The 26222-nt window shown below is 67.1% G+C and carries 24 protein-coding genes and 1 pseudogene; 13 read left to right on the top strand and 12 right to left on the bottom strand.

Annotated features, from left to right (window positions below; all coding sequences use genetic code 11):
- The first annotated feature begins 188 nt into the window (after nucleotides 1-188).
- Nucleotides 189-1001 carry a mechanosensitive ion channel family protein gene (locus BCEP18194_RS09370; protein WP_011351039.1) on the top strand — a complete coding sequence of 271 codons (813 nt, stop codon included), beginning with the start codon at nucleotides 189-191 and terminating at the stop codon, nucleotides 999-1001.
- A 79-nt stretch (nucleotides 1002-1080) separates the two neighbouring features.
- Here BCEP18194_RS09370 and BCEP18194_RS09365 read toward each other — a convergent pair whose 3' ends face one another.
- Nucleotides 1081-1764 (bottom strand): DedA family protein, encoded by a 684-nt coding sequence (locus BCEP18194_RS09365; RefSeq protein ID WP_011351038.1) that lies wholly within the window; start codon nucleotides 1762-1764, stop codon nucleotides 1081-1083.
- A gap of 173 nt (nucleotides 1765-1937) precedes the next feature.
- On the opposite strand from BCEP18194_RS09365, the gene mutL reads away from it, so the two are divergent.
- Nucleotides 1938-3923, top strand: coding sequence for a DNA mismatch repair endonuclease MutL (gene mutL / locus BCEP18194_RS09360; protein ID WP_011351037.1), 1986 nt, complete (start codon nucleotides 1938-1940; stop codon nucleotides 3921-3923).
- Complete coding sequence (miaA, locus tag BCEP18194_RS09355) at nucleotides 3920-4894, top strand: tRNA (adenosine(37)-N6)-dimethylallyltransferase MiaA (RefSeq protein WP_011351036.1); 975 nt, start codon at nucleotides 3920-3922, stop codon at nucleotides 4892-4894. The genes mutL and miaA overlap by 4 nt, the downstream gene beginning before the upstream one ends.
- A gap of 5 nt (nucleotides 4895-4899) precedes the next feature.
- On the opposite strand, the gene tetR is transcribed toward miaA, so the two are convergent.
- The gene (tetR, locus tag BCEP18194_RS09350) at nucleotides 4900-5532 is read right to left on the bottom strand and encodes a tetracycline resistance transcriptional repressor TetR (RefSeq protein WP_011351035.1); all 633 of its coding nucleotides are present in this window, start codon (nucleotides 5530-5532) and stop codon (nucleotides 4900-4902) included.
- A 63-nt stretch (nucleotides 5533-5595) separates the two neighbouring features.
- On the opposite strand from tetR, the gene tet reads away from it, so the two are divergent.
- Nucleotides 5596-6789, top strand: a complete 1194-nt coding sequence (gene tet, locus BCEP18194_RS09345) for a Tet(A)/Tet(B)/Tet(C) family tetracycline efflux MFS transporter (RefSeq protein WP_011351034.1) — start codon at nucleotides 5596-5598, stop codon at nucleotides 6787-6789.
- Between the two features lie 34 nt (nucleotides 6790-6823).
- Here tet and BCEP18194_RS09340 read toward each other — a convergent pair whose 3' ends face one another.
- Both BCEP18194_RS09340 and purM read right to left on the bottom strand, forming a co-directional pair.
- Nucleotides 6824-7219, bottom strand: a complete 396-nt coding sequence (locus BCEP18194_RS09340) for a YybH family protein (RefSeq protein WP_011351033.1) — start codon at nucleotides 7217-7219, stop codon at nucleotides 6824-6826.
- 112 nt (nucleotides 7220-7331) lie between these two features.
- A complete protein-coding gene (purM, locus tag BCEP18194_RS09335; RefSeq protein ID WP_011351032.1) occupies nucleotides 7332-8387 on the bottom strand; it encodes a phosphoribosylformylglycinamidine cyclo-ligase in 1056 nt (351 codons plus the stop codon).
- Nucleotides 8388-8637: 250 nt separating this feature from the next.
- On the opposite strand from purM, the gene hda reads away from it, so the two are divergent.
- The 6 genes from hda to panB are packed head-to-tail and all read left to right on the top strand — an operon-like array spanning nucleotide 8638 to nucleotide 13727.
- Nucleotides 8638-9372 carry a DnaA regulatory inactivator Hda gene (hda, locus tag BCEP18194_RS09330; protein WP_006484992.1) on the top strand — a complete coding sequence of 245 codons (735 nt, stop codon included), beginning with the start codon at nucleotides 8638-8640 and terminating at the stop codon, nucleotides 9370-9372.
- Nucleotides 9373-9383: 11 nt separating this feature from the next.
- Entirely contained in the window at nucleotides 9384-10061 is a 678-nt protein-coding gene (locus tag BCEP18194_RS09325) for an HAD family hydrolase (protein WP_011351031.1), read from the top strand.
- A gap of 5 nt (nucleotides 10062-10066) precedes the next feature.
- Entirely contained in the window at nucleotides 10067-11605 is a 1539-nt protein-coding gene (gene pcnB, locus BCEP18194_RS09320) for a polynucleotide adenylyltransferase PcnB (protein ID WP_011351030.1), read from the top strand.
- 35 nt (nucleotides 11606-11640) lie between these two features.
- Nucleotides 11641-12183 (top strand): 2-amino-4-hydroxy-6-hydroxymethyldihydropteridine diphosphokinase, encoded by a 543-nt coding sequence (gene folK, locus BCEP18194_RS09315; protein ID WP_011351029.1) that lies wholly within the window; start codon nucleotides 11641-11643, stop codon nucleotides 12181-12183.
- Complete coding sequence (locus BCEP18194_RS09310) at nucleotides 12180-12866, top strand: deoxynucleoside kinase (RefSeq protein ID WP_011351028.1); 687 nt, start codon at nucleotides 12180-12182, stop codon at nucleotides 12864-12866. Before folK ends, BCEP18194_RS09310 begins: the two co-directional genes overlap by 4 nt.
- A 45-nt stretch (nucleotides 12867-12911) precedes the next feature.
- Nucleotides 12912-13727, top strand: a complete 816-nt coding sequence (panB, locus tag BCEP18194_RS09305; protein ID WP_011351027.1) for a 3-methyl-2-oxobutanoate hydroxymethyltransferase — start codon at nucleotides 12912-12914, stop codon at nucleotides 13725-13727.
- Between the two features lie 125 nt (nucleotides 13728-13852).
- Here panB and BCEP18194_RS09300 read toward each other — a convergent pair whose 3' ends face one another.
- From BCEP18194_RS09300 to grpE, 5 genes are all read right to left on the bottom strand, one after another.
- Complete coding sequence (locus BCEP18194_RS09300; protein WP_011351026.1) at nucleotides 13853-15787, bottom strand: aminodeoxychorismate synthase component I; 1935 nt, start codon at nucleotides 15785-15787, stop codon at nucleotides 13853-13855.
- Between the two features lie 13 nt (nucleotides 15788-15800).
- Nucleotides 15801-16937: a molecular chaperone DnaJ gene (gene dnaJ, locus BCEP18194_RS09295; protein WP_011351025.1), complete on the bottom strand. Its 1137-nt coding sequence runs from the start codon at nucleotides 16935-16937 to the stop codon at nucleotides 15801-15803.
- Between the two features lie 268 nt (nucleotides 16938-17205).
- The gene (gene dnaK, locus BCEP18194_RS09290; protein ID WP_011351024.1) at nucleotides 17206-19158 is read right to left on the bottom strand and encodes a molecular chaperone DnaK; all 1953 of its coding nucleotides are present in this window, start codon (nucleotides 19156-19158) and stop codon (nucleotides 17206-17208) included.
- Nucleotides 19159-19306: 148 nt separating this feature from the next.
- Nucleotides 19307-19732, bottom strand: coding sequence for a thioredoxin family protein (locus BCEP18194_RS09285; protein WP_011351023.1), 426 nt, complete (start codon nucleotides 19730-19732; stop codon nucleotides 19307-19309).
- Between the two features lie 10 nt (nucleotides 19733-19742).
- A complete protein-coding gene (gene grpE, locus BCEP18194_RS09280; RefSeq protein ID WP_011351022.1) occupies nucleotides 19743-20288 on the bottom strand; it encodes a nucleotide exchange factor GrpE in 546 nt (181 codons plus the stop codon).
- A 355-nt stretch (nucleotides 20289-20643) separates the two neighbouring features.
- Between grpE and BCEP18194_RS41620 the strand changes: the two genes are divergently transcribed.
- The gene (locus BCEP18194_RS41620; protein WP_006476841.1) at nucleotides 20644-20805 is read left to right on the top strand and encodes a hypothetical protein; all 162 of its coding nucleotides are present in this window, start codon (nucleotides 20644-20646) and stop codon (nucleotides 20803-20805) included.
- Here BCEP18194_RS41620 and BCEP18194_RS09275 read toward each other — a convergent pair.
- From BCEP18194_RS09275 to BCEP18194_RS09265, 3 genes and pseudogenes are all read right to left on the bottom strand, one after another.
- Nucleotides 20777-21184 (bottom strand): RNA-binding S4 domain-containing protein, encoded by a 408-nt coding sequence (locus tag BCEP18194_RS09275; protein ID WP_011351021.1) that lies wholly within the window; start codon nucleotides 21182-21184, stop codon nucleotides 20777-20779. The genes BCEP18194_RS41620 and BCEP18194_RS09275 overlap by 29 nt on opposite strands.
- Nucleotides 21185-21268: 84 nt before the next feature.
- Complete coding sequence (hemH, locus tag BCEP18194_RS09270) at nucleotides 21269-22333, bottom strand: ferrochelatase (protein WP_011351020.1); 1065 nt, start codon at nucleotides 22331-22333, stop codon at nucleotides 21269-21271.
- Nucleotides 22334-22480: 147 nt separating this feature from the next.
- Nucleotides 22481-23414: pseudogene (locus BCEP18194_RS09265) on the bottom strand (HrcA family transcriptional regulator).
- Between the two features lie 131 nt (nucleotides 23415-23545).
- On the opposite strand from BCEP18194_RS09265, the gene BCEP18194_RS09260 reads away from it, so the two are divergent.
- Complete coding sequence (locus tag BCEP18194_RS09260) at nucleotides 23546-24448, top strand: NAD kinase (RefSeq protein WP_011351019.1); 903 nt, start codon at nucleotides 23546-23548, stop codon at nucleotides 24446-24448.
- A gap of 19 nt (nucleotides 24449-24467) precedes the next feature.
- Entirely contained in the window at nucleotides 24468-26117 is a 1650-nt protein-coding gene (gene recN / locus BCEP18194_RS09255; protein ID WP_011351018.1) for a DNA repair protein RecN, read from the top strand.
- Nucleotides 26118-26222: the final 105 nt, after the last annotated feature.

Below are 26222 nucleotides of genomic sequence, written 5' to 3'. Positions count from 1 at the left end.
TTCCGGGTCGTGCGCCGCAATCGGCGTCGATCCGAGGCACCAGACGGGCAGCACGCACACGCGTCCTGCCCGTTTTCCATTACGTCAAGCAGTGTCAGGCAGGTTGCCGCCCCTCCCAGCTCAGGTTATAAAAGCGCCACCCACCCGGTGCATGCGCCGCCCTTTCTACCCTTGACTTCGGAGAACGCATGATCGATCTCGCCACAGCCCAGCAATTCCTGATGACCCGCGGTCTCGACTTCGGCCTCAACCTCCTCGCCGCGATCGTATTGTGGTTCATCGGCCGCTGGGCGATCCGCATCGGCACGCGTCTGCTCGGCAAGGTCGTCCGCCGCAGCGGCAAAGTCGACCCGACACTGACCGACTACCTGACCTCCGTCGTCAGCGTGCTGCTGACGGTCCTGCTGATCCTCGCGATCCTGCAGATCTTCGGCGTGCAGACGACCTCGTTCGCCGCCCTGCTCGCCGGCCTCGGCCTCGCGATCGGTACCGCCTGGGGCGGCCTGCTCGCGCATTTCGCCGCAGGCGTGTTCATGCAGGTGCTGCGCCCGTTCAAGATCGGCGACGTGATCAATGCGGGCGGCGTCACGGGCACGGTCAAGGAGCTCGGCCTGTTCGGCACGACGATCATCACGCCCGACAACATCGTGACGATCGTCGGCAACAACAAGATCTTCTCGGACAACATCGCCAACTACAGCGCAACGTCGTATCGTCGCGTCGACCTGACCGCGAAGATCGCGAACGGCGTCGATGCAGTCGACGCAATCAACCGCCTGAAGTCGTCGATCCAGCAGATCCCGAACGTGCTGACCACCCCGGCGCCGGACGTCGGCGTGCTGCAGTTCACGCCGGAAGGCCCGCTGCTGTTCGTGCGCCCGTCCACGGCCCCCGAAAACTACTGGCAGGTGTACTGCGACACCAACCGCGTGATCATCGAGACGTTCCGCGACGCGCAATACCCGACGCCCGAAACCCCGATCTCGCATCGCAACGCGTAACGGCGGCACCGGACGAAAAAAAAGCGTGGCACCTGCCACGCTTTTTTATTGCACCGCGAAGAAAACGAAACGCTCCCGCTCAACGCCCGCCCGTTTTCTGCGCATTATCCGACTGCCGCCCGCGCACCAGCTTCCACACCGCACCGAGCGCGACCGGCACGACCGCCGCGCCGATCCCGACCAGCACGATCACGTTCAGGTACTGGCGGATAAACGGGATGTTGCCGAAGAAATAGCCGAGCAGCACGAGCAGCAGCACCCACACCAGCGCACCGATCACGTTGAAAAGCTGGAAGCGCGCGACGCTCATCGACGACGCGCCCGCAACGAACGGCGCGAACGTACGCACGACCGGGATGAAGCGCGCGAGCACGATCGTCTTGCCGCCGTGCTTGTCGTAGAACGAGTGGGTTTTCTGCAGCGCGGTGCGATCGAGGAAGCGTTCGAGCACCGGGATATGCGTATTGAACACCTTCGGGCCGACCCAGCGGCCGATCATGTAGTTCACCGTGTTGCCGGTAATCGCCGCGACGAGCAGCAGCACGATCAGCAGGCCGACATTCATCTCGCCCGTCGCCGCGAACGCGCCGCCGATGAACAGCAGCGAATCGCCGGGCAGGAACGGGAACACGACGAGCCCCGTCTCGCAGAACACGATCAGGAACAGCACCAGATAGACCCACGCACCGTACTGCCGGATGAAATCGCCGAGGAAAGCGTCGATATGCAGGACAAGGTTGACGAAATGAAGCAGCGTATCCAAATGCGATTCCTCGATGGCGAAAGGGCCGGAACGGCCGAAAAAGGCTGAAGCGCCCGCCGGTCAAGGCGGTGCGTGTAACGAACCCATGATACCGAAACTACCTTAAGGCTCCGTGAAAAAACGTAACCGCCGGTCGCCCCGGCACGCATTCACCGCCTCGCTATAATTCGGCCATGTCCGATATCACCGAAACGGCGGCGGGCGCCGCGCCCGCCCCTGCTCCGCGCCCGCTGCGCGCGATCCAGCCCCTGCCCGACCAGCTGATCAGCCAGATCGCCGCCGGCGAGGTCGTCGAACGCCCGGCGTCGGTCGTCAAGGAGCTGCTCGAGAACGCGATGGACGCCGGCGCCAGCACGCTGCGCATCGTGCTGGAAGAAGGCGGCGTCAAGCGCATCTCGATCACCGACGACGGCTGCGGGATTCCGCCGGACGAGCTGGCGCTCGCGCTGATGCGCCACGCGACCAGCAAGATCCGCTCGCTCGAGGAACTCGAGGCAGTCGCCACGCTCGGGTTCCGCGGCGAAGCGCTGGCGTCGATCGCGTCGGTCGCCGAGATGTCGATCACGAGCCGGACGGCCGATGCCGCGCATGCGATGAAGATCGACGCGCAGACGGGCGTGCTGTCCCCCGCCGCCGGCTCGACCGGCACGACGATCGAGGTCCGCGAGCTGTACTTCAATACGCCCGCGCGCCGCAAGTTCCTGAAGAGCGAGCAGACCGAGTTCGGACACTGCCTGGAAATGATCCGCCGCGCAGCGCTCGCGCGGCCGGACGTCGCGATCTCGGTACTGCACAACGGCAAGGCGGTCGAGCACTGGAATGCGACCGAGCCCGCGCAGCGCGTCGCGAAAATCCTCGGCGACAGCTTCGCGACCGCGCACCTGCCGCTCGACGAGCAGGCCGGCCCGCTTGCGGTCTACGGCTGCGCAGGCCTGCCGACCGCGAGCCGCGGGCGCGCCGACCAGCAATACTTCTTCGTCAACGGCCGCTTCGTGCGCGACAAGCTGCTGACGCACGCGGTGCGCGCTGCCTATGAGGACGTGCTGCACGGCGACCGCTACCCGTCTTACGTGCTGTTCCTCGACCTGCCGCCCGAAGCCGTCGACGTGAACGTGCACCCGTCGAAGATCGAGGTGCGTTTCCGCGATTCGCGCTCGATCCACCAATATGTTTTCCATGCGGTCCAGCGCGCGCTGGCGCGCCACGCGGGCGCGTCGCCGGAGACCACGGCGGGCGGCCATGCCGCGCAACTCTCACCGGCGCCGCGCGGGCCCGCTTCGTTTCTGGACACCCCGCTCGGCCAGAGCCAGCAGGGCAACGCGATCGGCGGCAGCGGCTTCTCGCCGTCGTCGTCGTCATCGTCGGGCAACACCTGGATGCGCCAGGCGCGGATGACCCAGGGCACGCTGCCCGTCGCGCAGCCGCTCGCGCTCTATGACGCGCTGTTCGGCCGCAAGGACACGGGCGCGGGCACGCCGGACGGCACGACGACCATCGCCCGCGATTCGGCCGACGCGCCGCTTGCGCCGCTGCCGGGCTTCCTGGCTTCGCCGATCGCGGCCACTGCTCACGACGAGCAGCCGCTCGGCTTCGCGCTCGGCCAGATCCACGGCATCTACGTGCTCGCGCAGAACGCGCACGGCCTCGTGATCGTCGACATGCACGCAGCCCACGAGCGGATCCTGTACGAACAGTTCAAGAACGCGCTTGCCGACCGCTCGGTCGCCGTGCAGGCGCTGCTGCTGCCGATCTCCATGACGGCCACGCCGGTCGAGATCGGCACGGTCGAGGAAGAACGCGACACGCTCGAATCGCTCGGCTTCGACCTGGCGGTACTGTCGCCGACGACGCTCGCGATCCGCGCGGTCCCGGCGTTGCTGAAGGATGCCGACCTGCAGTCGCTCGCGCGCGCGGTGCTCGCCGATCTTCACGCGTTCGGCGGCTCTCGCGTGCTCACCGAGCGTCAGCACGAACTGCTCGGTACGCTCGCCTGCCATCACGCGGTACGTGCGAACCGGCGCCTGACGCTCGACGAGATGAATGCACTGCTGCGGCAGATGGAGGCGACCGAACGCGCGGACCAGTGCAATCACGGCCGGCCGACGTGGTATCAGCTCACGCTGAACGATCTCGACCGCCTCTTCATGCGCGGCCAATGAGCGCGGCACCGCACGCCAGCCCGACGACGATCGCCTGCCTGCTCGGCCCCACCGCATCGGGCAAGACGGCCGCGGCGCTGGCGCTCGCCGCGCGCCGCCCGATCGAGATCGTCAGCGTCGATTCGGCGCTCGTCTACCGCGACATGGATATCGGCACCGCGAAGCCTTCGCGCGACGAGCGCGCGAGCGTGCCGCATCACCTGATCGACATCATCGATCCGGCCGACGCGTATTCGGCCGCGAGCTTCCGCGCGGACACGCTGCGCCTGATCGGCGAGATCGCCGCGCGTGGCCGCACACCGCTGCTCGCGGGCGGCACGATGCTGTACTACAAGGCGCTGACGCAGGGGCTCAACGACCTGCCAGGCGCCGATCCGGATGTGCGCGCGACACTCGATGCCGAAGCCGAGCGTGACGGCTGGCCCGCGCTGCACGCGCGGCTCGCGCAAGTCGATCCCGACACGGCCGCACGGCTCGCGCCGAACGACTCGCAGCGGATCCAGCGGGCGCTCGAAGTGTTCATGCTGAGCGGGCAGCCGATGTCGGTACTGCTCGCCGCGCCGCGCCGCACGGACGATGCGGCCGCCGCTTACCGCTTCGTGCCGGTCGCGCTCGAACCGTCGGATCGCGCGGTACTGCACAAACGGATCGCACAGCGCTTCGACGCGATGCTAGACGCAGGCTTCATCGACGAAGTCGAGCGACTGCGCCGACGCGAGGACCTCCATCCCGACCTGCCGTCGATGCGCTGCGTCGGCTACCGGCAGGCGTGGGAATTCCTCGACGGCGACACCGACTACCGGACGATGCGCGACAAGGGCATCTTCGCGACGCGCCAGCTCTGCAAGCGCCAGATCACCTGGCTGCGCGCGATGCCGGAGCGGATCGTCGTCGACTGCATCGCACCGGACTCGACGGCCCGCGCACTCGACGCGCTCGAACGCGTGCTCGACGGCAGCACGCCGGGCTGACCGCGTCAGCCGCGCTCGCGCGCTGCCAGGCGCGCGCGGGCGCCGTCTACGATCCACGCGACGCCGCGCTCGAACGCGTCGTCGCCGCTGCGCCCGCGCAGCGCGGCCCAGCCCTTGGCAAGCAACGGGTACTCGGCCGCGTCCGGTAGCGGCGCAGCGGCTTCGTCGCTTGATTCCGCCTGCTCTTCCAGCACCCATCCGACCACGAAGCGGCCCAGCGCATACATCACGTCGACCGCCTCGTCCGGCGCGAAACCCGCGTCGCCGAGCAGCGCAACCTTGCGTTCAATCGAGCTGAAATGCAGCGCGCGCGGCCGCGTGCCGGCATGCAGGCGCGCGCCGTCGCGATAGGCCAGCAGCGCGCGACGGAAACTGCGCGCGTTGTCTAAAAGCCACGCATCCCACGCTTCGCCCGGCCGCGGCAGCGACGCATCGTGACGCTCGAGCATGATCGCCTCGGCCATCGCGTCGAGCAGTTCGCCCTTGTTCCGGAAATGCCAGTAAAGCGTCGGCGACTGCACGCCGAGCCGCTCGGCGAGCTTCCGTGTCGACAGCCCGTCGATGCCGACTTCGTCGAGCAGTTCGAGCGCCGCGCGCAGTACCGTGTCGCGCGTCAGCCGCGCCCCTGTGTCCTTCATCTCTATCACCGATAGGGAAAGCTGTGGAATAATCGCCACTCTATCACCGATAGAGTCACACTCTTGAATCCGTCCCTGATTGCCATCCTGGCCACGGTCCTGCTCGACGCGATCGGCGTCGGGATCGTGATGCCGATCCTGCCGGGGCTGCTGCACTCGCTCGCCAGCGCAGGCAGCACCGACACCCATTACGGGATCCTGCTCGCGCTGTACGCGTTCGCGCAGTTCCTGTGCGCGCCGCTGCTCGGCGCGCTGAGCGACCGCTTCGGCCGCAGGCCCGTCCTGCTCGTGTCGCTGGCGGGCGCCGCGCTCGACTACCTGCTGATGGCGCTCGCGCCGACACTCGCGTGGCTTTACGTGGGGCGGCTGATCGCGGGCATCACCGGCGCGAACGTCGCGGTCGCGACGGCCTATGTCACCGACGTCACCGCCGAGCCCGATCGCGCACGACGCTTCGGCCAGCTCGGCGCGATGATGGGTATCGGCTTCATCGCGGGCCCGTTGATCGGCGGCCTGCTCGGCGCGCTGCATGTGCGCGCGCCGTTCGTCGCGGCCGCCGTGCTCAACGCGCTCAACCTTGCGCTCGTCTGGCGCGCGCTGCCGGAATCGCGGCCGCGTTCGGCCCGCGAAGGCCATGCGGTCGGCGCGCTCAACCCGTTCGCCAGCCTGCGCCGGCTGAGCGGCGCACCGGCGCTCGCGCCGCTGATCGGCATTTACGTGATCGTGGCGCTGGTGTCGCAGGCACCCGCGACGCTGTGGATCCTGTACGGCCAGGAGCATTTCGGCTGGTCGACGCCGATCGCGGGGCTGTCGCTGGCAGGCTACGGCGCGTGCCACGCACTCGCGCAGGCATTCGCGATCGGTCCGCTGATCGCCCGGCTCGGCGAGCGTCGCGCACTCGCACTGGGCCTCGCGGGCGACGCGCTCGGGCTCGCGGCGATTGCATTCGCGACCGCCGCGTGGGTGCCGTTCGCGCTGCTGCCGCTGTTCGCGGCGGGCGGGATGACGCTGCCGGCCCTGCAGGCGATGCTCGCGCGACAGGTCGACGATGCGCGCCAGGGCGAACTGCAAGGCGCACTCGCGAGCGTGGCGAGCCTGATCGGCGTCGCGGGGCCGCTGGTCGTCACCGCGACCTATGCGGCGACACGCGCGACGTGGCCGGGGCTCGTCTGGGCCGCGGCCGCGCTGCTTTATCTGCTCGTCCCGCCGTTGCTGGCCGGTGCGCGGCCAGCGGGCGCGACACGGCCGTCTGCATGAGCGCCGGCGGGTATCGCCACGCCCACCGCCGGATTCAATGCGCGAGCGTCACGAGATTCGCGTCGCGCACGAGTTGCCAGCGGCCGTCGGCCTTGCGGAAGATCGTCAGCGTATGGCCCGACCGGCGGATCATCTCGCCGCCCGGCGGGGTCGCCTCGATCTCGATGAAATTGCGCATGTACGCCCAGTCGCCCAACACGCGCAACTCGTCGATCCGGTAGCGGCCGTCGATCTGCGGCGCGTTGCCGCCCCCGGCATTCGCGTCACGCGACGCGGCCGCAAACGCCGCCTTGTCGAACGGCGGCTTGCCGGCCACCATGAAGATCGCGTCGTCGGCGATCAGGTCGAGCACGGTTGCCAGATCACCGCGGCGGCTCGACACGAACCAGTTGTCCACGAGCTCGCGGATTGCGCGTTCGTCTTCGGTCATCGTCGTCCCTCCTTCATCGGCGCGCGCCCGCATGCCACGCAACGCCCGAAAAAAAAGCCGCCCGGATCGACTCCGGGCGGCTTTCCTTGCTGCATCTGCTGCTGGCAGCGCGTCAGACCACGACCGTCTGCGCCTCGCCTTCGCGGGTCGCACGCACGGTACCGATCTTCCACACCTGTTCGCCGGCGGCGGTCAGGTCGGCGATCGCTGCGTCGGCATCGGCCGCCGACACGATCACGGCCATGCCGATGCCGCAGTTGAACACGCGGTGCATTTCCGCATCGGCAACACCGCCGTGCTCCTGCAGCCACTTGAACAGCGGCGGCAGCGGCCATGCGTCCTGGTCGAGCTCGGCGGTGAGGCCTTCGCGCAGCACGCGCGGAATGTTCTCGACGAGACCGCCGCCCGTGATGTGCGCCATGCCCTTCACCGTCAGCTTCTGCATCAGCGCGAGCAGCGGCTTCACGTAGATGCGGGTCGGCGCCATCAGCGCGTCGGCCAGCGAGCGGCCGTGGAAATCGGCCGACAGGTCGGGGTTCGCGCGCTCGATGATCTTGCGCACGAGCGAGAAGCCGTTCGAGTGGATGCCGCTCGATGCGAGGCCCAGCACCACGTCGCCTTCGGCGATCGTGCTGCCGTCGATGATCTTGCTCTTCTCGACCGCGCCGACCGCGAAGCCTGCCAGGTCGTATTCGCCGTCCGGGTACATGCCCGGCATTTCGGCCGTTTCACCGCCGATCAGCGCGCAGCCCGACAGTTCGCAACCCTGCGCGATGCCCTTGACGACCGTTGCCGCGGTGTCGACGTCGAGCTTGCCGCACGCGAAGTAGTCGAGGAAGAACAGCGGCTCGGCGCCCTGCACGAGGATGTCGTTCACGCTCATCGCGACGAGATCCTGGCCGACGGTGTCGTGTTTGTTCAGATGAAACGCCAGCTTGAGCTTGGTGCCCACGCCGTCGGTACCCGACACGAGCACGGGCTCCTTGTACTTCTTCGGCACTTCGAACAGCGCGCCGAACCCGCCGATGCCGCCGAGCACGCCGTCGCGCAGGGTTTTCTTCGCAAAAGGCTTGATCTTGTCGATGAGCGCGTCGCCCGCGTCGATGTCGACACCTGCGTCGCGATAGGACAGACCCTGAGCGTCAGGAGCGGATTTCGGAGGATTCATGGGGGAATGCGAGAAGGTCGGTAAAATGCGATTTTACCCGAAGCCGGCCCGTTGGCCGGAATTCCCAGCACCGAATCGTCAGGGATTGCATCTTGGTCAACACGTCCCCGTTTTCATCGCCGAGCGAACCGCGCCGAAACCGGCGCGGCGCCGTGCGTGCGGTCGCGCGTGAAGCCCGTGAAGACGCAGTTCCCGGCGCGTGCCCGGCGTACGGCGCGCATATTTTCAACCGACCCGCATTGTGACTGTTGTGTCCCGTCAACTGACGCTCGATCTCGGCACGCCGCCGCCCGCCACGTTCGACAACTTCATCATGAACGAGGAGAACGACGAGCTCATCTCGCGCCTGCAGAAGCTCGACCTCGCGCTCGCGGCGGGCCCGGTGCCGGATCGGTCGTTCTACATCTGGGGCGAGCCCGGCTGCGGCCGCACCCACCTGCTGCAGGCGCTCGTGAGCGATGCGTCGTACGGCTATGCGCGCTACCTGACGCCGCAGAGCCCGCTCGGCGCGTTCACGTTCGACCCGCGCATCGGCATCTACGCGATCGACGACTGCGACCGGATGAGCGACACGCAGCAGGTCGCGCTGTTCAACCTGTTCAACGAAGTGCGCGCGCACCCGTCGAGCGCGTTCGTCGCGGCAGGGCCCGCGGCGCCGCTCGCGCTCGACGTGCGCGAGGATCTCCGCACGCGCCTCGGCTGGGGGCTCGTGTTCCACCTGTCGCCGCCGTCCGACGCCGGCAAGATCGCCGTGCTCAAGCTCGCGGCGAAGGAGCGCGGGATCGCGCTCACCGACGACATCGCCGCCTACCTGCTGACCCATTTCCGCCGCGACATGCCGAGCCTGATGGCGCTGCTCGACGCGCTCGACCGCTTTTCGCTCGAGCAGAAACGCGCCGTCACGCTGCCGTTGCTGCGCCGCATGCTGGCGCGTCCCGGCGACGACATCACACCACCGGGCACGGGCCCGAACCGCTTCGAGTAAAATGCGCTTCCATGACTAATCTGGCACTCTTTGACCTCGATCACACGCTGATCACGACCGATAGCGACCACGAATGGGGCCGCTTCATGGTGAAGCTCGGCATCGTCGACGCGGAAAGCTTCTCGCGTCAGAACGATCAGTTCTTCGCCGACTACAAGGCCGGCAAGCTCGACATCCACGCGTACCTCACGGCGATGCTCACGCCGCTCGCGAAGTATTCGCGCGCGCAGCTCGCCGAATGGCACGAGCAGTACATGCACGAGGTGATCCGGCCCGCAATGACACCCGCCGCGCTCGAGCTCGTGCGCAAGCACCTCGATGCTGGCGACCTGTGCTGCGTCGTGACGGCAACCAACGAATTCATCACGCGCCCGATCGCCTCCGCGTTCGGCGTCGACACGCTGATCGCCTGCGAAGTCGAAACGACCGACGGGCATCCCGATTCGCCGTACACGGGCCGGCCGACCGGCACGCCGAGCTATCGCGAAGGCAAGATCGTGCGCACCGAAGCATGGCTCGCGTCGCTCGGCAAGCAATGGAGCGACTTCACCCACACCTATTTCTACAGCGACTCGCACAACGACATCCCGTTGCTCGAGAAAGTCACCGACCCGATCGCGACCAACCCTGACGACACGCTGCGTGCGCATGCAAGCAACCGCGGCTGGCGCATCCTCGATCTCTTCTGAACGTCGTGATCAAAAAATTCATCCGCAAGCTGCTCGGCCAGGACGAAACCGAGCAAACCTCTCCCGCAACGGCCCCGGCCGACGAAGCGGCCCCTGCTACCCCGCGCGCCCCGAAGGGCGCCCGCGGCGGCGGCGCGAAGAAACCGCGCAGCAACCATGAACCGACCGTCGTGCCGGCCAGCGTGCACGGCATCAACCCGGCGCTGATTTCGAAGAATGCCGTGCGCGTGACCGACACGCTGCAGCAGGCGGGCTTCCGTGCCTTCATCGTCGGCGGTGCGGTACGCGACCTGCTGCTCGGCATCGCGCCGAAGGACTTCGACGTCGCGACCGATGCAACGCCGACCGAGGTGCAGCGCCTGTTCCGCCGCGCGCGCCTGATCGGCCGCCGCTTCCAGATCGTGCACGTGCAGTTCGGCCAGGAGCTGATCGAGGTGTCGACGTTCCGCGCGCTGGTCGATGCGCCGCCCGAGGCCGCCGCCGCCGAGCCGCCGAAGCGCCTGAAGCGCGACGAACTCGATCGCCGCACGCACGCGGTCGACGCGAGCGGCCGCGTGCTGCGCGACAACGTGTGGGGCGAGCAGCACGAAGACGCCGCGCGCCGCGACTTCACGATCAACGCGATGTACTACGACCCGTCGACGCAGACGGTGCTCGACTACCACGACGGGATGGCCGACGTGCGCGCCCGCCTGTTGCGGATGATCGGCGATCCGGCCACGCGCTTCCGCGAGGATCCGGTGCGGATGCTGCGCGTCGTGCGCTTCGCGGCCAAGCTCGGTTTCGAGATCGAGCCGCATACGCGCGAGCCGATCAACGCGCTCGCCGACCTGATCAACAACGTGCCGGCCGCGCGCCTGTTCGACGAAATGCTGAAGCTGCTGCTGTCGGGCCACGCGCTCGCGTGCCTGACGCAGCTGCGCAAGGAAGGCCTGCACCACGGGCTGCTGCCGCTGCTCGACGTCGTGCTCGAACAGCCGCAGGGCGAGAAGTTCATCACGCTCGCGCTGAACAACACCGACGCACGCGTGCGCGCCGGCAAGCCGGTCTCGCCGGGCTTCCTGTTCGCGACGCTGCTGTGGCACGACATGCGCCAGCGCTTCGAGCAATACACGGCCGAAGGCGAAATCCCGGTGCCGGCGCTCCATCGCGCGATGGACGACGTGCTCGACATGCAGACCGAGAAACTCGCGATCCACAAGCGTTATTCGGCCGACATGCGCGAGATCTGGGGCCTGCAGCTGCGCCTCGAGAAGCGCTCGGGCCGCAGCGCGATGCGGCTGCTGGAACACCAAAGGTTTAGAGCGGGGTATGATTTCCTCCTGTTACGCTGCGAATCCGGCGAGCTTGATGCGGAAGTCGGACAGTGGTGGACGGATTTCATCGAAGGCGACGCGGCCGCTCGCGAGGCATTGCTCACGCAGGGCGGCACGAAGGAAAAATCGCCCCGCAAGCGGCGCCGCCGCGGCGGCGTGCGAAACCGCAAGCCGGGTGAAGGTGCTGCCGAGCAGGCACCGGACGCCTCGGACGGTTCCGACGACTGACGCGCTCGCCGGCGAACGACGTAGGAAGTGATGCCATGACGGTTGCATATATCGGACTGGGGGCGAATCTCGGCGATGCGCGCCAGACCCTGAAGGACGCGGTGGTGTGCCTTGCGCAGCAGCGCACCATCTCGATCCTCGGCAAATCGAGCCTGTATCGCACGGCGCCCTTCGAAGCGGGCGGCGACGACTACTACAACTGCGTCGTCAAGCTCGACACGACGCTGTCGGCCCGCGAGCTGCTCGCGCTTTGCCAGAAGATCGAACATCACTTCGGCCGCGAGCGTCCGTATCGCAACGCGCCGCGTACGCTCGATCTCGACATCCTGCTGTTCGGCGACGATTCGATCGACGAACCCGACCTGATCGTCCCGCACCCGCGCCTCACCGACCGTGCGTTCGCGCTCGTGCCGCTCGTCGAGATCGAGCCGGCACTCGACATCCCCGCACGCGGCCGTGCCGATGCCTTCCTCGCCGCCGTCGCTGATCAGCGGGTCGAGAAGGTGCAGACCTGCCAGTGCCTGATGCAGAAGGCGCTCGCTGCCAGCGAAGACGCCGACAAGAACCGCTGCCGATGACCCTGACTCCCCTTACCGTTACTGCGCCCGACCTGCGCGCCCCGCATCGCTATCTCGTGATCGAAGGCCCGATCGGAGTCGGCAAGACGACGCTCGCGCGCCTGCTCGGCGAACGCTGGTCGATGCAGACGCTGCTCGAGCGCCCGCAGGACAACCCGTTCCTCGAACGCTTCTATCGCGACACCGCGCGCTACGCGCTGCCCGTGCAGCTGTCGTTCGCGCTGCAGCGTGCGCAGCAGGCGCGCGAGCTGATCGGTGCGCTCGAAACGGGCCGCCCGGTCATCGCCGATTTCATGCCGCAGAAAAACGACATCTTCGCGCGGCTGAACCTTCCGGAAGACGAGTGGCAGCTCTACCGCTCGGTTGCGACGCACGTGGACGTGCCGCAGGCGCCGTCGCCCGACCTCGTCGTCTATCTGCAGGCGAGCCCTGAAGTGCTGTTCTCGCGCATCCAGAAGCGCGGGCTGCCGATGGAGCTGCAGATCAGCGACGCGTACCTGCGCTCGCTCGTCGACGCGTACAACGAATTCTTCTACCACTACGACCGCACGCCGGTGCTGACGGTCGCCGCGGAACACCTGAACCCGCTGGATTCCCCCGAAGATCTCGCCCTGCTGGTCGAGCGCATCGAGACGATGCGCGGCCGCAAGGAATTCTTCGTCAAGGGCGAGACGACGCGCTGACGCGTCCTCGCCTGTCGTTCTTCACCCATTCGAACCGGATTTCCCATGACCTATCTCCAGGAATCGAGCCGGCCTGCCGTCACGGTGCCCAAGCTGCAGGCAATGCGCGACGCCGGCGAGAAGATCGCGATGCTCACCTGCTACGACGCGAGCTTTTCCGCACTGCTCGACCGTTCGGGCGTCGACGTGCTGCTGATCGGCGATTCGCTCGGCAACGTGCTGCAAGGCCACACGACCACGCTGCCCGTGTCGCTCGACGACATCGCGTATCACACCGCCTGTGTTGCCCGCGCGCAGCCGCGCGCGCTGATCATGGCCGACCTGCCGTTCGGCACGTACGGCACGCCGGCCGAGGCATTCGCAAGCAGCGTCAAGCTGATGCGCGCCGGTGCGCAGATGGTCAAGCTCGAAGGCGGCGAATGGCTCGCCGAGACGATCCGCTTCCTCGTCGAGCGCGCGGTGCCCGTATGTGCGCACGTGGGCCTCACGCCTCAGTCGGTCCACGCGTTCGGCGGCTTCAAGGTACAGGGCAAGACCGAAGCCGGCGCCGCGCAACTGCTGCGCGACGCGCGCGCGGTCGAAGCGGCGGGTGCGCAGGTCGTGCTGCTCGAAGCCGTGCCGACGCTGATCGGGTCCGAGGTCACGCACATGCTGCGCGTGCCGACGATCGGCATCGGCGCGGGCGCCGACTGCTCGGGCCAGGTGCTCGTGCTGCACGACATGCTCGGCGTGTTCCCCGGCAAGCGGCCGCGCTTCGTGAAGGATTTCATGCAGGGCGAGCCGAACATCCAGGCGGCCGTCGAAGCTTACGTGCGCGCGGTCAAGGACGGTTCGTTCCCCGGCCCCGAGCATTCGTTCTGACGTCTGTCGCGGCGCCGGCGATGCGTTTGCCTGCGCCTCGATGAAAAAAGCGCGGCGCCCTTTGCGGGGCGCCGCGCTTTTTCTTTCCTGCGCTGCCAGCGCTGATCGATTATCTGGCGGTTATTTCACTTCAGTACCGCGTCGAGCGCGCCGCGTAGCGCGTTGGTCAGCAGCAGCGCCTCCGCACGCGCGAGATCGTCGCGGGTCACGACCCGCTCCGTCGCGCTGAACGCACGATCGTCGAGCAGCACGCCGCGCATCACGCCCGGCAGCACGCCCGACTCGAGCGGCGGCGTCACCCACTGGCCGTCGAGCTTCACGAACAGGTTCGAGCGCCCGCCTTCCGTCACCTCGCCGCGCTCGTTGACGAACAGCATGTCGAAGCCGCCAAGCGCCTCCGCCGCCTGCCACGCGCGATCGTATTCGGCGCGGCGTGTGGTCTTGTGCAGCAGCAGCGCATCGCTCGTACGGGTCGGTGCGAAGCCGTGCGCGGACGCCAGCAGCACGCCGACCGGCCCCGCCGGCAGCGGCTTGAGCGGTGCCGCGACGATCTCGATCGTGCCGTCCTTCGCGAGCGAGAGCTTCATCCGGTATGCGCCGTCGCCGTCGAGCGCCGCACAACGCGCGTCGATCTCGCGACGCAATGCATCGGTGTCGAAACGGAAGCCGAACGCATCCGCGCTACGCTGCAGCCGCGCGAGATGGCGATCGAGATGCCGTATGCCGTCCGCACGCGTGGCGGCAGTCGTTTCGAACAGCTGGAAGCCGGGATCGGCATCCGTCAGGAATCGCGCTTTCAATTCGCACTCCGCATATTCGTCGGCCGCGACACTGTCGAGCACGATGCCCGCGCCGACACCCATCGTGCCGCGGCGCCGGCCGGCGATTGCCGTTGCCGGTTGGCGTGCTTCGACGTCGGCTCGCGTTGCACCTCCACGATCATCGCCTTCGCCGGCCGCATCGAGCGTCAACGTACGGATCGCGACCGACAGGCAAAAATCGCCGCAACCTGCCAGGCGATCACCTGGCGCGTCGGAATCCGCGCCTTGTTTCGCAGCGTCAAGCCAGCCGATCGCGCCCGTATAGAGCCCGCGCGGCGTCGACTCGATCGCATCGATCAGCTGCATCGTCTTGTGCTTCGGCGCGCCCGTGATCGATCCGCACGGAAACAGCGCGCGCAGCATCTGCGCGAACGTCGTTCCGTCGCGCCAGCCGGCCTCGACCGTCGACGTCATCTGCCACACCGACGCATACGGCTCGACGGAGAACAGCGCCGGCACGCGGACCGTCCCGGTGCGCGCGATCCGCGACACGTCGTTGCGCAGCAAGTCGACGATCATCACGTTTTCCGCGCGGTTCTTCGGATCGTTCGCAAGGAACGTGGCCGCGGCCGCATCGTCGCGCGGGTCGGCCGAACGTGGCGCGGTGCCCTTCATCGGCCGCGCGCGCAGCACGTCGCCGTACTTCTCGACGAACAGCTCGGGCGAGCACGACACGACCCACGTGCCGTCGGGCAACGCGATCAGCGCACCGTAGCGCACGGGCTGACGCGCACGCAGCCGCCGGTACAGCGCGAGCGGCGTGCCGAACACGTCGAAGTTCAGCCGGTACGTGTAGTTGACCTGATACGAATCGCCTGCGCGCAGCGCGTCGTGCACCGCGGCGATCGCCACGTCGAACGCATCGCGCGACACGCTCTTCGCGACATGCGCGACGCCCGCGATCGACGGCGTGCCGCCGCCGTCCCGCTGCGCGAGCCACGCGTCGACTTCGTCCCGCGACAGGCGCTCGCAGCGCGCAAACAGCAAAAAGCGCAGCGGGGCATGGCCCGGCTGCGCTCGTTGCAGATTGCGTCCGAATTCGTAATCGCCGACGACGACCGCATGCAGCCCGTCGCGCAGATCCTGCGCCACGGCTGCGTCGACCTCGTCGAGTCGAGCCGGATCCGTGCACACACGTTCGCGCACGAACCCCGAATACAAACGACTCGACCGCGCGAGCGCGGTCGAGTCGCAATCGTCCAAGAGCGCGAACGACGCGCTCTCGTTACCTTCAGTCATGCTGTTACTCGAGTTACTCGAAGAAGCTCTTCACACGGTCGAACCAGCTCTTGCTCTGCGGGCTGTGACGCGCGCCGCCCTCGGCCAGCGACTTCTCGAACTGCTTGAGCAGGTCGCGCTGGTTGTCGGTCAGCTTCACCGGCGTCTCGACCTGCACGTGAACGTACAGATCGCCCGCGATGCTCGAACGCAGCCCCTTGATGCCCTTGCCGCGCAGGCGGAACGTCTTGCCCGACTGCGTGCCTTCCGGCACCGGGAACGACGCACGGCCGGCCAGCGTCGGCACCTCGATCTCGCCGCCGAGTGCGGCGGTCGTGAACGGGATCGGCATCTGGCAGTGGAGATCGTCGCCGTCGCGCTCGAACACCGAGTGCGGCTTGATGTGGATCTCGACGTACAGGTCGCCCGGCGGCCCGCCGTTGATGCCCGGCTCGCCATTGCCGGCCGAGCGGATCCGCATCCCGTCGTCGATCCCGGCCGGGATCTTCACTTCGAGCGTCTTGGTTTCCTTCACCTTGCCCGACCCGTGGCAATGCACGCACGGCTCGGGGATGTAGGTGCCCGTGCCGTGGCACTTCGGGCAGGTCTGCTGGATGCTGAAGAAGCCCTGCGACATGCGCACCGTGCCCTGGCCGTGACAGGTCGGGCAGGTTTCCGGCTTCGTGCCGGGCTTCGCGCCCGACCCGTGGCAGACCTCGCACGATACCCAGCTCGGCACGCGGATCTGCGTGTCGTAGCCGTGTGCGGCCTGCTCGAGCGTGATTTCCATGCTGTAGCGCAGGTCGGCACCGCGATACACCTGCGGGCCGCCACGGCCGCCGCGCGCGGCACCGCCCGCTGCCTGGCCGAAGATGTCGCCGAAGATGTCGCCGAACGCGTCCGCGAAACCGCCGAAGCCCTGTGCGCCCGCACCGCCCATGTTCGGATCGACGCCCGCGTGGCCGTACTGGTCGTACGCTGCCCGCTTCTGGCCGTCCGACAGCATTTCATAGGCTTCCTTCACCTCCTTGAAATGCTCTTCCGCATCCTTGTTGTCCGGATTGCGGTCAGGGTGATACTTCATCGCAAGCTTGCGATACGCCTTCTTGATTTCGTCGTCGCCCGCATTCTTCGCGACGCCCAGAACCTCGTAGTAATCCCGTTTCGCCATATCGATTCACTGTGCAGCCGCGCATCGCGCACGCGGCGGCTCCTTTCGCCTGCAGTAAAGTCTCTCGACTCGTCTGGCACTGCGCCCGTCCGCGGACGGCTCGTGCAGCACCCGCCAAAAAACAAATGTGCCCGGAGGGCCGCGAAGCCCGCCAGGCGTGGAGTCGATCCGGCCATCCGGAAGGAAAGACAGACCGCTTGTCAGCCAACCCGTCAGCCGCGCCGCGCGCGGGTTGCGCGCGCGGCGTGCGGCACCGGGGCAACCCGGCTTAGTCCTTCTTCACTTCCTTGAACTCGGCGTCGACGACGTCGTCGGCAGCCTGTTGTGCACCGCCTGCGTGGGCCGCGCCTTCCGCTGCACCCGCTGCGCCGGCCGCACCTGCTTGCTGGGCCTGCATGTCGGCGTACATCTTTTCGCCGAGCTTCTGCGACACCTTGCCGAGCTCCTCGACCTTCGCGTCGATCGCAGCCTTGTCGGCCGACGAGTCCTTCAGCAGTTCCTCGAGCGACTTCAGCGACGCTTCGATGGCTTCCTTCTCGCCCGCGTCCAGCTTGTCGCCGTACTCGGTCAGCGCCTTCTTCGTGCTGTGAACCAGCGCGTCGCCCTGGTTGCGCGAATCAGCCAGCTCGCGCAGCTTGTGATCTTCCGCTGCGTTCGCTTCCGCGTCCTTGATCATCTGGTCGATTTCGGCTTCGGACAGACCCGAGTTCGCCTTGATCGTGATCTTGTTTTCCTTGCCGGTCGCCTTGTCCTTCGCGCCGACGTGCAGGATGCCGTTCGCGTCGATGTCGAAGGTCACTTCGATCTGCGGCACGCCGCGCGGTGCGGGCGGGATGCCTTCGAGGTTGAACTCGCCGAGCAGCTTGTTGCCCGCTGCCATTTCGCGTTCGCCCTGGAACACCTTGATCGTCACGGCGCCCTGGTTGTCGTCCGCCGTCGAGTACACCTGAGCGTGCTTCGTCGGGATCGTCGTGTTCTTGCTGATCATCTTCGTCATCACGCCGCCGAGCGTCTCGATGCCGAGCGACAGCGGGGTCACGTCGAGCAGCAGCACGTCCTTGCGGTCGCCCGACAGGACCTGGCCCTGGATCGCCGCGCCGACTGCGACAGCTTCGTCCGGGTTCACGTCACGACGCGGATCCTTGCCGAAGAATTCCTTCACCTTCTCCAGCACCTTCGGCATGCGCGTCTGGCCGCCGACCAGGATCACGTCGTCGATGTCCGACACCTTGACGCCTGCGTCCTTGATCGCGATGCGGCACGGTTCGATCGTGCGCTCGACGAGGTCTTCCACCAGCGCTTCCAGCTTCGCGCGGGTGATCTTCAGGTTCAAGTGCTTCGGGCCCGACGCGTCTGCCGTGATGTACGGCAGGTTGATTTCGGTCTGCTGGCTCGACGACAGCTCGATCTTCGCCTTTTCAGCGGCTTCCTTCAGGCGCTGCAGCGCGAGCACGTCCTTCGACAGGTCGACGCCCTGCTCCTTCTTGAACTCGCCGATGATGTAATCGATGATGCGCTGGTCGAAGTCTTCGCCGCCGAGGAACGTGTCGCCGTTGGTCGACAGCACTTCGAACTGCATTTCGCCGTCGACGTCCGCGATTTCGATGATCGACACGTCGAACGTACCGCCGCCGAGGTCATACACGGCGATCTTGCGGTCGCCCTTCTCGACCTTGTCGAGGCCGAACGCGAGCGCGGCTGCGGTCGGCTCGTTGATGATCCGCTTGACTTCGAGGCCCGCGATGCGGCCGGCGTCCTTGGTTGCCTGGCGCTGGCTGTCGTTGAAGTACGCCGGCACCGTGATCACGGCTTCCGTGACCGGCTCGCCGAGGTAGTCTTCGGCCGTCTTCTTCATCTTGCGCAGCACTTCCGCCGAAACCTGCGGCGGCGCCAGCTTTTCGCCGTGTGCTTCAACCCATGCGTCGCCGTTGTCGGCCTTGACGATGGTGTACGGCATCAGGCCGATGTCCTTCTGGACTTCCTTCTCTTCGAAGCGGCGGCCGATCAGGCGCTTCACCGCGAACAGCGTGTTCTTCGGGTTGGTCACCGACTGACGCTTGGCCGGCGCGCCGACGAGCACTTCGTTGTCGTCCATGTAGGCAATGATCGACGGCGTGGTGCGCGTGCCTTCCGAGTTCTCGATGACCTTGACCTGGTTGCCTTCCATGATGGCGACGCACGAGTTCGTGGTGCCGAGGTCAATACCGATGATCTTTCCCATTTTTTCCTAATCTCCAGAAATGCTTGTTTGCTGCGCAAAACCCCGCGTTTTGGGGCGGTTTTGCGCGCCAGAATTCAACTCTGTTCCCGAAATGCGTCCGTCCGATCCGTTTTCAAGACCCGACGAGCGATGCGGATATTAAATTTTTTCAATCGCCTCCGGCTAGCGGATCGCCGTCCGACGGATCGCCGCCCGACGCGGCGATTTTCGCGCGTGCCGCCGAAACCGCTGCCTGGAACTGCGCGAGGCCATGCCAGCCCGTCGCACGACCCAGCCGCTTGCCGCGGTGGAAGAAGAACCACGTCGGCACGCCGTGCAGCCCGAAGCGGCGCCCCAGCTGATGGTGTTCGTACACGTTGCAATGGAACCACTTCAGGTCCAGCGCGCGGATCGCGTCGGGCTGGGCGAGCATCGCCTTCTTCGCGATCTCGCAGTTGAAGCAGTCGACGCCCCAGAAGAACACCACCGCGAGCGCGTCGCCCGCACCGTCGATCGCCGCGTCGAACGTGCCGGCGTCCAGCGCCTGCATGTCGAACGTGTTGAACGCGGCCGGATCGACGCCGGCGGGCAGCATCGCGACGGCCTTACTTCGGCTGCGCGACGGTGACGAGCGCCGGACGCAGCACGCGGTCGGCGATCGTGTAGCCCTTTTGCAGCACGGTGACGACGGTGTTCGGCTCCTGCTCGGCCGGCACCATCGAAATCGCCTGGTGCTGGTGCGGATCGAACTTCTCGCCGACCGGGTTCAGCGCGACGACACGGCCCTTCTCGAGTGCGTTCGTCAGCTGGCGCAGCGTCAGCTCGACGCCTTCGCGTACCTTCGTGATATCGCCAGATGTATCGTTGACGGCCGCTTCCAGGCTGTCCAGCACCGGCAGCAGGTGCTCCGCGAAACCCTCGATCGCGAACTTGTGCGCCTTCGAGACGTCGTCCTGCGCGCGGCGGCGGACGTTCTCGGTCTCGGCCTTCGCCCGCAGGTAGCTCTCCTGCAGCTCGGCGACCTTGGCTTGAGCCTCCGCGAGCGCCGCGTCGGCTGCTTCGGCGGCGGGAGCAGCGCCTTGCGCCGCCTGCTTCTCGCTGCCGATATCTTCGGCCGATTGGGTAGCCGGGTTCTCTTGCGTGTTTTCCATGTCGCTGAAAGTCGATTAGAGGTTGAAGCCAAATCGGCAACCGCCGGACCGTATATCCGATGGCACCGCACATTGCTGGTGCAAATAAGGGTGAAAACTACGATTTCAAGAGGGTTATTCGCCGGCATTCTCCAATGCCGCGAAACAACCGGGCGTCACGCCGGGACATTGCCCGCATAGTCCGCCATTACGGGCGAAACGGGCTGTAACAACGCTTACCTGGCAAGTACTAGCTTGGCACAGGCCCGCTGCACTACACTGCACTCAAGCGTCGGAAAAGCGTGTTTACCCCTAGCTGACCGCCGCCTGACATCCACCTGGCGCCGTTTTCACCCTTCTTCTCGAGGGGAGTACCGTGAAACTGACCTTTGCGATCTCGGTGGTCGCGCTGGTACTCATTGCCGGCACCACCACCATCTGCCTGTCCGGAGCCGTTACCGACCGCACGACCGAATACGGGAGCGCGCGGGCGACGTTCGACCAGATGTTCAGCTCCCACCAGAAAATCTGTCGATGATGCGCCGGTCGCGCTTCGTCGGCCGGCCGTGCAATTCCGCTGCCGGCTCGCGATACGTGCGGCGCCGCTCCAGTTCGGCGAGCCGTGCGGCCCGCCCCGCTTCCGTTTCCGCGTAAAGCGTCTGCGCGACGCTCGCCGGCCCGCGCACGTCGCACACGCCGAGCACGGCAATGTGCCAGACGATGCCGTCGATCGCAATCTCGACCTCGTCGCCCACGCGCACTTCCTTCGCCGGCTTGACCGCCGCGCCGCCGATCTTCACGTGCCCCTTGTCGACCGCATCGGTCGCAAGCGAGCGCGTCTTGAAGAACCGGGCCGCCCACAGCCATTTGTCGATGCGCAGCTTCGCGCCCGGTTCGGTCGAAATCTTGTAATTCATCGCAGCCTCCGCCGGGCCGCCCCAAGGAGGCTGACCGCCCCCTCGGGGGGCAGTGAACGAAGTGAGCGTGGGGGTCGTTTCATCTCAGCTCACCGTTTCGGGCTGCGCGGCCCTGACCGGCCAGCCCTGCAGATTCTCGGCGACGATCTCGCCGAGCGCGCCGATCCACGCGGGCGCACCGTTCAGGCACGGAATGCGGTGGAACGCCTTGCCGCCGCCGGCGAGGAACTCGTCGCGCACTTCCATGCCGATCTCCTCGATCGTCTCCAGGCAGTCGGCCGTGAAACCGGGACAGAACACGTCGGCGCGCCGCACGCCGGCCTCGCCGAACTCGCGCAGCGTCGGCGCGGTGTAAGGCTGCAGCCATTCGGCCTTGCCGAAACGCGACTGGAACGTGACGCGGCACTCGGTCGTCGACAGCCCGAGCGCGGCCGTCAGCAGCGCACCCGTCTGCTGGCACTGGTCGTGATAGGGGTCGCCGAGGTCGAGCGTGCGCTTCGGCACGCCGTGAAAGCTCAGCACGAGCTTGTCGCCGGCCGCGAAATCGGGCCGGCCGTGCTGCGCCCAATACTGGCGCACCTGCTCGGCCAGCGCATGGATATAGGCCGGATGGTCGGCGTAGTGCCGCACCGTGCGTACCTCGGGCTGGTTGCGCATGCGCGCGAGCGCGTCGAAAGCGGCGTCGAAGGCGGTGGCCGTGGTCGACGCCGAGTATTGCGGATACATCGGCATCAGCAGCACGCGCTCGACGCCCGCACGCTTGAACTGCGCGAGCGCGTGCGAAATGTTCGGGCTGCCGTAGCGCATCGCGTAATCGACCATCACGTGATAGCCGTTCGACGTGAGCAGATGCCGCACGCTGTCCGTCTGGCGCTCCGTGTACACACGCAGCGGCGAGCCCTCGGGCATCCAGACGGCTGCGTATTTCTTTGCGGACGCGCGGCCGCGCAGCGGCAGGATCAGCGTGCGCAGCAGCACCTGCCAGACGGCCTGCGGAATCTCGACGACCCGCGGATCCGACAGGAATTCGGCCAGGTAGCGCCGCACCGCGCGCGGCGTAGGGGCGTCGGGCGTGCCGAGATTGATCAGCAGCACACCGATGCGATGGGCAGCCGCGGTGCTCGAAGGCGGCTCAAGATCGAAACGCATGGGCAATTACGTGCTCGGGGCACGGGACCGGACGGCTCTCAATTATAGCGGGCCGCCCCGCACCGGTCGGCTGGCCGTTCGGCCGACTGCCTGCTTACGCAGTGCCGCGGCACGATGACGGGGCGGGATCGGGCTGGCGCTGGCGGGCTACTGCTGGCTCAGCGTGAGCGACAGCAGGCGCGCAGTGATGTCGACGATCGGTATCACGCGGTTGTACGCCATGCGGGTCGGGCCGATCACGCCGAGCGTGCCGACGATCTGCCCGTTCACCTCGTAAGGCGCGGTGACGACGCTCATTTCCTCGATCGGCACGAGCGTCGATTCGCCGCCAATGAAGATCTGCACGCCCTGGGCGTGGCTCGACACGTCGAGCAGTTGCAGGAGGCCCGTCTTTTGGTCGAATACGTCGAACAGCTTGCGCAGCCGCGCCATGTCGGAAGAAAGGTCCGCCACCTCGAGCAGGTTGCGCTCGCCGGAAATCAGCACGGTGTCCTCGGTATCGGGCACCTCGGTGCTGGCCGTCACGGCCAGATGCATCAGCGCCGTCATGTCGCCGCGCAACTGGTCGATCTCGTCGCGCAGGCGGCGTCGCGAGCATCCGGTTCTGCACGTCGCCCTCGGGCGTGACGATGATCAGCAGGATGCGCTTGTCCGACAGGCGCATGAACTCGATCTGCTTGAACACGTGGCTGCGGCGCGGCGTCAGCACGACGCCCGCGAACTGCGACAGGTTCGACAGCACGCTCGCGGCGGCCGCCACGACCCGCTGCTGCGGCTCGCCGGCCTGCAGCGTGTTCTGCACCTGCCGCGCGACGGCTTCGGCGTCGATCGGCGCCTCGACCGTCAGCATCGTGTCGACGAACAGCCGGTAGCCGCGCGGCGTCGGCACGCGGCCGGCCGACGTATGCGGGCTCGACACGAGGCCGAGCTCCTCCAGGTCGGACATCACGTTGCGGATCGTCGCCGGGCTCAGCTCGAGCCCGGAGTAACGGGACAACGTGCGCGATCCGACTGGCTGACCGTCGGCGATATACCGTTCGATCAGGGTTTTCAGGAGGGTTCGTGCGCGAGGATCTAGCATGGTGGAAAATTTTAGCGCAACCGCGCGACCGCGGCGAGTGGCGTCGGCTACCGTTGCGCGGGCCGGCCCGATCCGGCCCCGCCTGCGCACAGCCGGTTCTTTTCGTCAACGAGCTATGGTGTAATGCCGGCATGAAAACCGGTAATCAGTTCAACACTGTCGCGCTCGTCGGCCGGAGCAACACGCCCAACATCGCCGAGCCGCTCGCCACGCTGGCCGCCTGCGTCGCCAAGCGGGGCTTCGAGGTCGTCTTCGAAGCCGAGACCGCGCGCGAGATCGGCATCACCGGCTACCCGGCGCTGACCCCGGCCGAAATCGGGGCGCGCGCCGACGTGGCGGTCGTGCTGGGCGGCGACGGGACGATGCTCGGCATCGGCCGTCAGCTCGCGCCGTACAAGACACCGCTGATCGGGATCAACCACGGGCGGCTCGGCTTCATCACCGATATCGCAGCGGCCGACATGCAGGCGCTCGTCCCGGTGATCCTGTCGGGCAAGTTCGAGCGCGAGGAGCGCGCGCTGCTCGAAGCCCGGATCATGCGCGACGGCGAACCGATCTACCACGCGATCGCCTTCAACGACGTCGTCGTGAACCGCAGCGGCTTCTCCGGGATGGTCGAACTGCGCGCATCGGTCGACGGCCGGTACATGTACAACCAACGTTCGGACGGCCTGATCGTCGCCACGCCGACCGGCTCGACTGCTTACGCGCTGTCGTCGGCCGGCCCGATCCTCCATCCGCAGCTGGCGGGCATCGTGCTTGTGCCGATCGCGCCTCATGCGTTGTCGAACCGGCCGATCGTGCTGCCCGACGATTCAAAAATTGCGATCCAGATCGTCGGCGGGCGCGACGTCAACGTGAACTTCGACATGCAGTCGTTTACCGCGCTCGAACTGAACGACACGATCGAGGTGCGCCGCTCGAAGCACACGGTGCCGTTCCTGCACCCGATCGGCTACAGCTACTACGCGACGCTGCGCAAGAAGCTGCACTGGAACGAACACGCCTCGAACGAAGACGACAAGGCGTCCTGACGCCGCTCCGCCCGACACCATGCTCCGCCACCTCTCGATCCGCGACTTCGTCATCGTCGCCGCGCTCGATCTCGAATTCGACAGCGGCTTTTCCGTCTTTTCCGGCGAAACCGGCGCCGGGAAATCGATCCTGATCGACGCCCTTGCCCTCGCGCTCGGCGAACGCGCCGACGCAAGCGTCGTGCGCATCGGCTGCGGCCGCGCCGACATCACCGCCGAATTCACGCAGCACGACCGCGTCGCGCGCTGGCTCGACGAACACGCGTTCGACACCGAGGACACCGTGATGCTGCGCCGCGTGATCGATGCGAACGGCCGGTCGCGCGCGTTCATCAACGGCACCAGCGCGACGCTCGCGCAGCTGCGCGAGCTCGGCGAAATGCTCGTCGACATCCACGGCCAGCATGCGCACCAGTTGCTGATGCGGCCCGACGCGCAGCGCGAGCTGTTCGACACGCACGCCGGGCTCGTCGCCGATGCCGCGAACGTCGCGCGCGCGTGGCGCGTGTGGCGCGATGCGACGCAGGCGATCGAGGCGGCAAAAGCGCACGAGCGCGAGCTGCAGCTCGAACGCGAAAAGCTCGCCTGGCAGCTCGCCGAGCTCGACAAGCTCGCGCCGCAGCCCGGCGAATGGGACGAAGTCAGCAACGAGCACAAGCGCCTGTCGCATTCGGCGAACCTGATCGAAGGCGTGCGCGGCGCACTCAACGCGTTGTCCGAGTCCGACGACGCGATGCTTGCGCAGCTTGGCGCGATCGTGTCGAAGCTGCGCAGCCTCGCCGATTACGACACCACGCTCGGCGACGCGCTCGCGTCGCTCGAACCGGCCGAGATCCAGCTGCAGGAAGCCGTCTATTCGCTGTCCCACTATGCGCAGCGCGTCGATCTCGATCCCGAGCGGCTCGCGCAGGTCGAGACGCGCCTCGATGCGCTGCACTCGACCGCCCGCAAGTTCCGCTTGCCGCCCGACACGCTGCACGAAGAACACGCGGCCCGCCGCGCCCAGCTCGCCGCACTCGATGCGGCCGCCGATCTCGGCGCGCTCGAAGCGGTGCAGGCCAAGGCGCGGGAAGCCTATCTCGCCGACGCCAAACACCTGTCCAAGGCGCGCACCCAGGCCGCCAGGACGCTCGGCACGGCCGTCACGGCCGGCATGCAGGAACTGTCGATGGCGGGCGGGAGCTTCGAGGTCGCGCTCGTGCCGCTCGCCGACGGCGGCCCGCACGGGCTCGAGCAGGTCGAATTCCGGGTCGCCGGGCACCCCGGCGTGCCGCTGCGGCCGCTCGCGAAGGTTGCGTCGGGCGGCGAGCTCGCGCGGATCAGCCTCGCGCTCGCGGTGATCGCCAGCGCGGCCAGCCCGACACCAACGTTGATCTTCGACGAAGTCGATACGGGGATCGGCGGCGGCGTCGCCGAAGTGGTCGGCCGCCTGCTGCACCAGCTCGGGCGCGATCGCCAGGTGCTGTGCGTGACGCACCTGCCGCAGGTCGCCGCGCGCGGCGACCACCACTTCCAGGTCACAAAAGGCGCCGACGACCGCGGCGGCACGGTGTCGACGGTCATCGCGCTCGACCGCGCCAACCGGATCGAGGAAGTCGCGCGAATGCTCGGCGGGCTCGAGATCACGGCCACGACGCGCAAGCACGCGAAGGAAATGCTGGCGGCCTGACGCCGGCCATCCGTTATCCGTTATCCGTTCGTCGAATGCAAAAGACCGGCGCACGCGCCGGTCTTTTGTTGGGGGGCACGGCGGCACAATCGCGTCCGCCCTGCC

This window comes from Burkholderia lata, from assembly GCF_000012945.1.
Lineage (GTDB): Bacteria > Pseudomonadota > Gammaproteobacteria > Burkholderiales > Burkholderiaceae > Burkholderia > Burkholderia lata.
The sequence above is the reverse complement of the archived record's forward strand: the minus strand, read 5'-3'. Positions and strand labels throughout refer to the sequence as shown.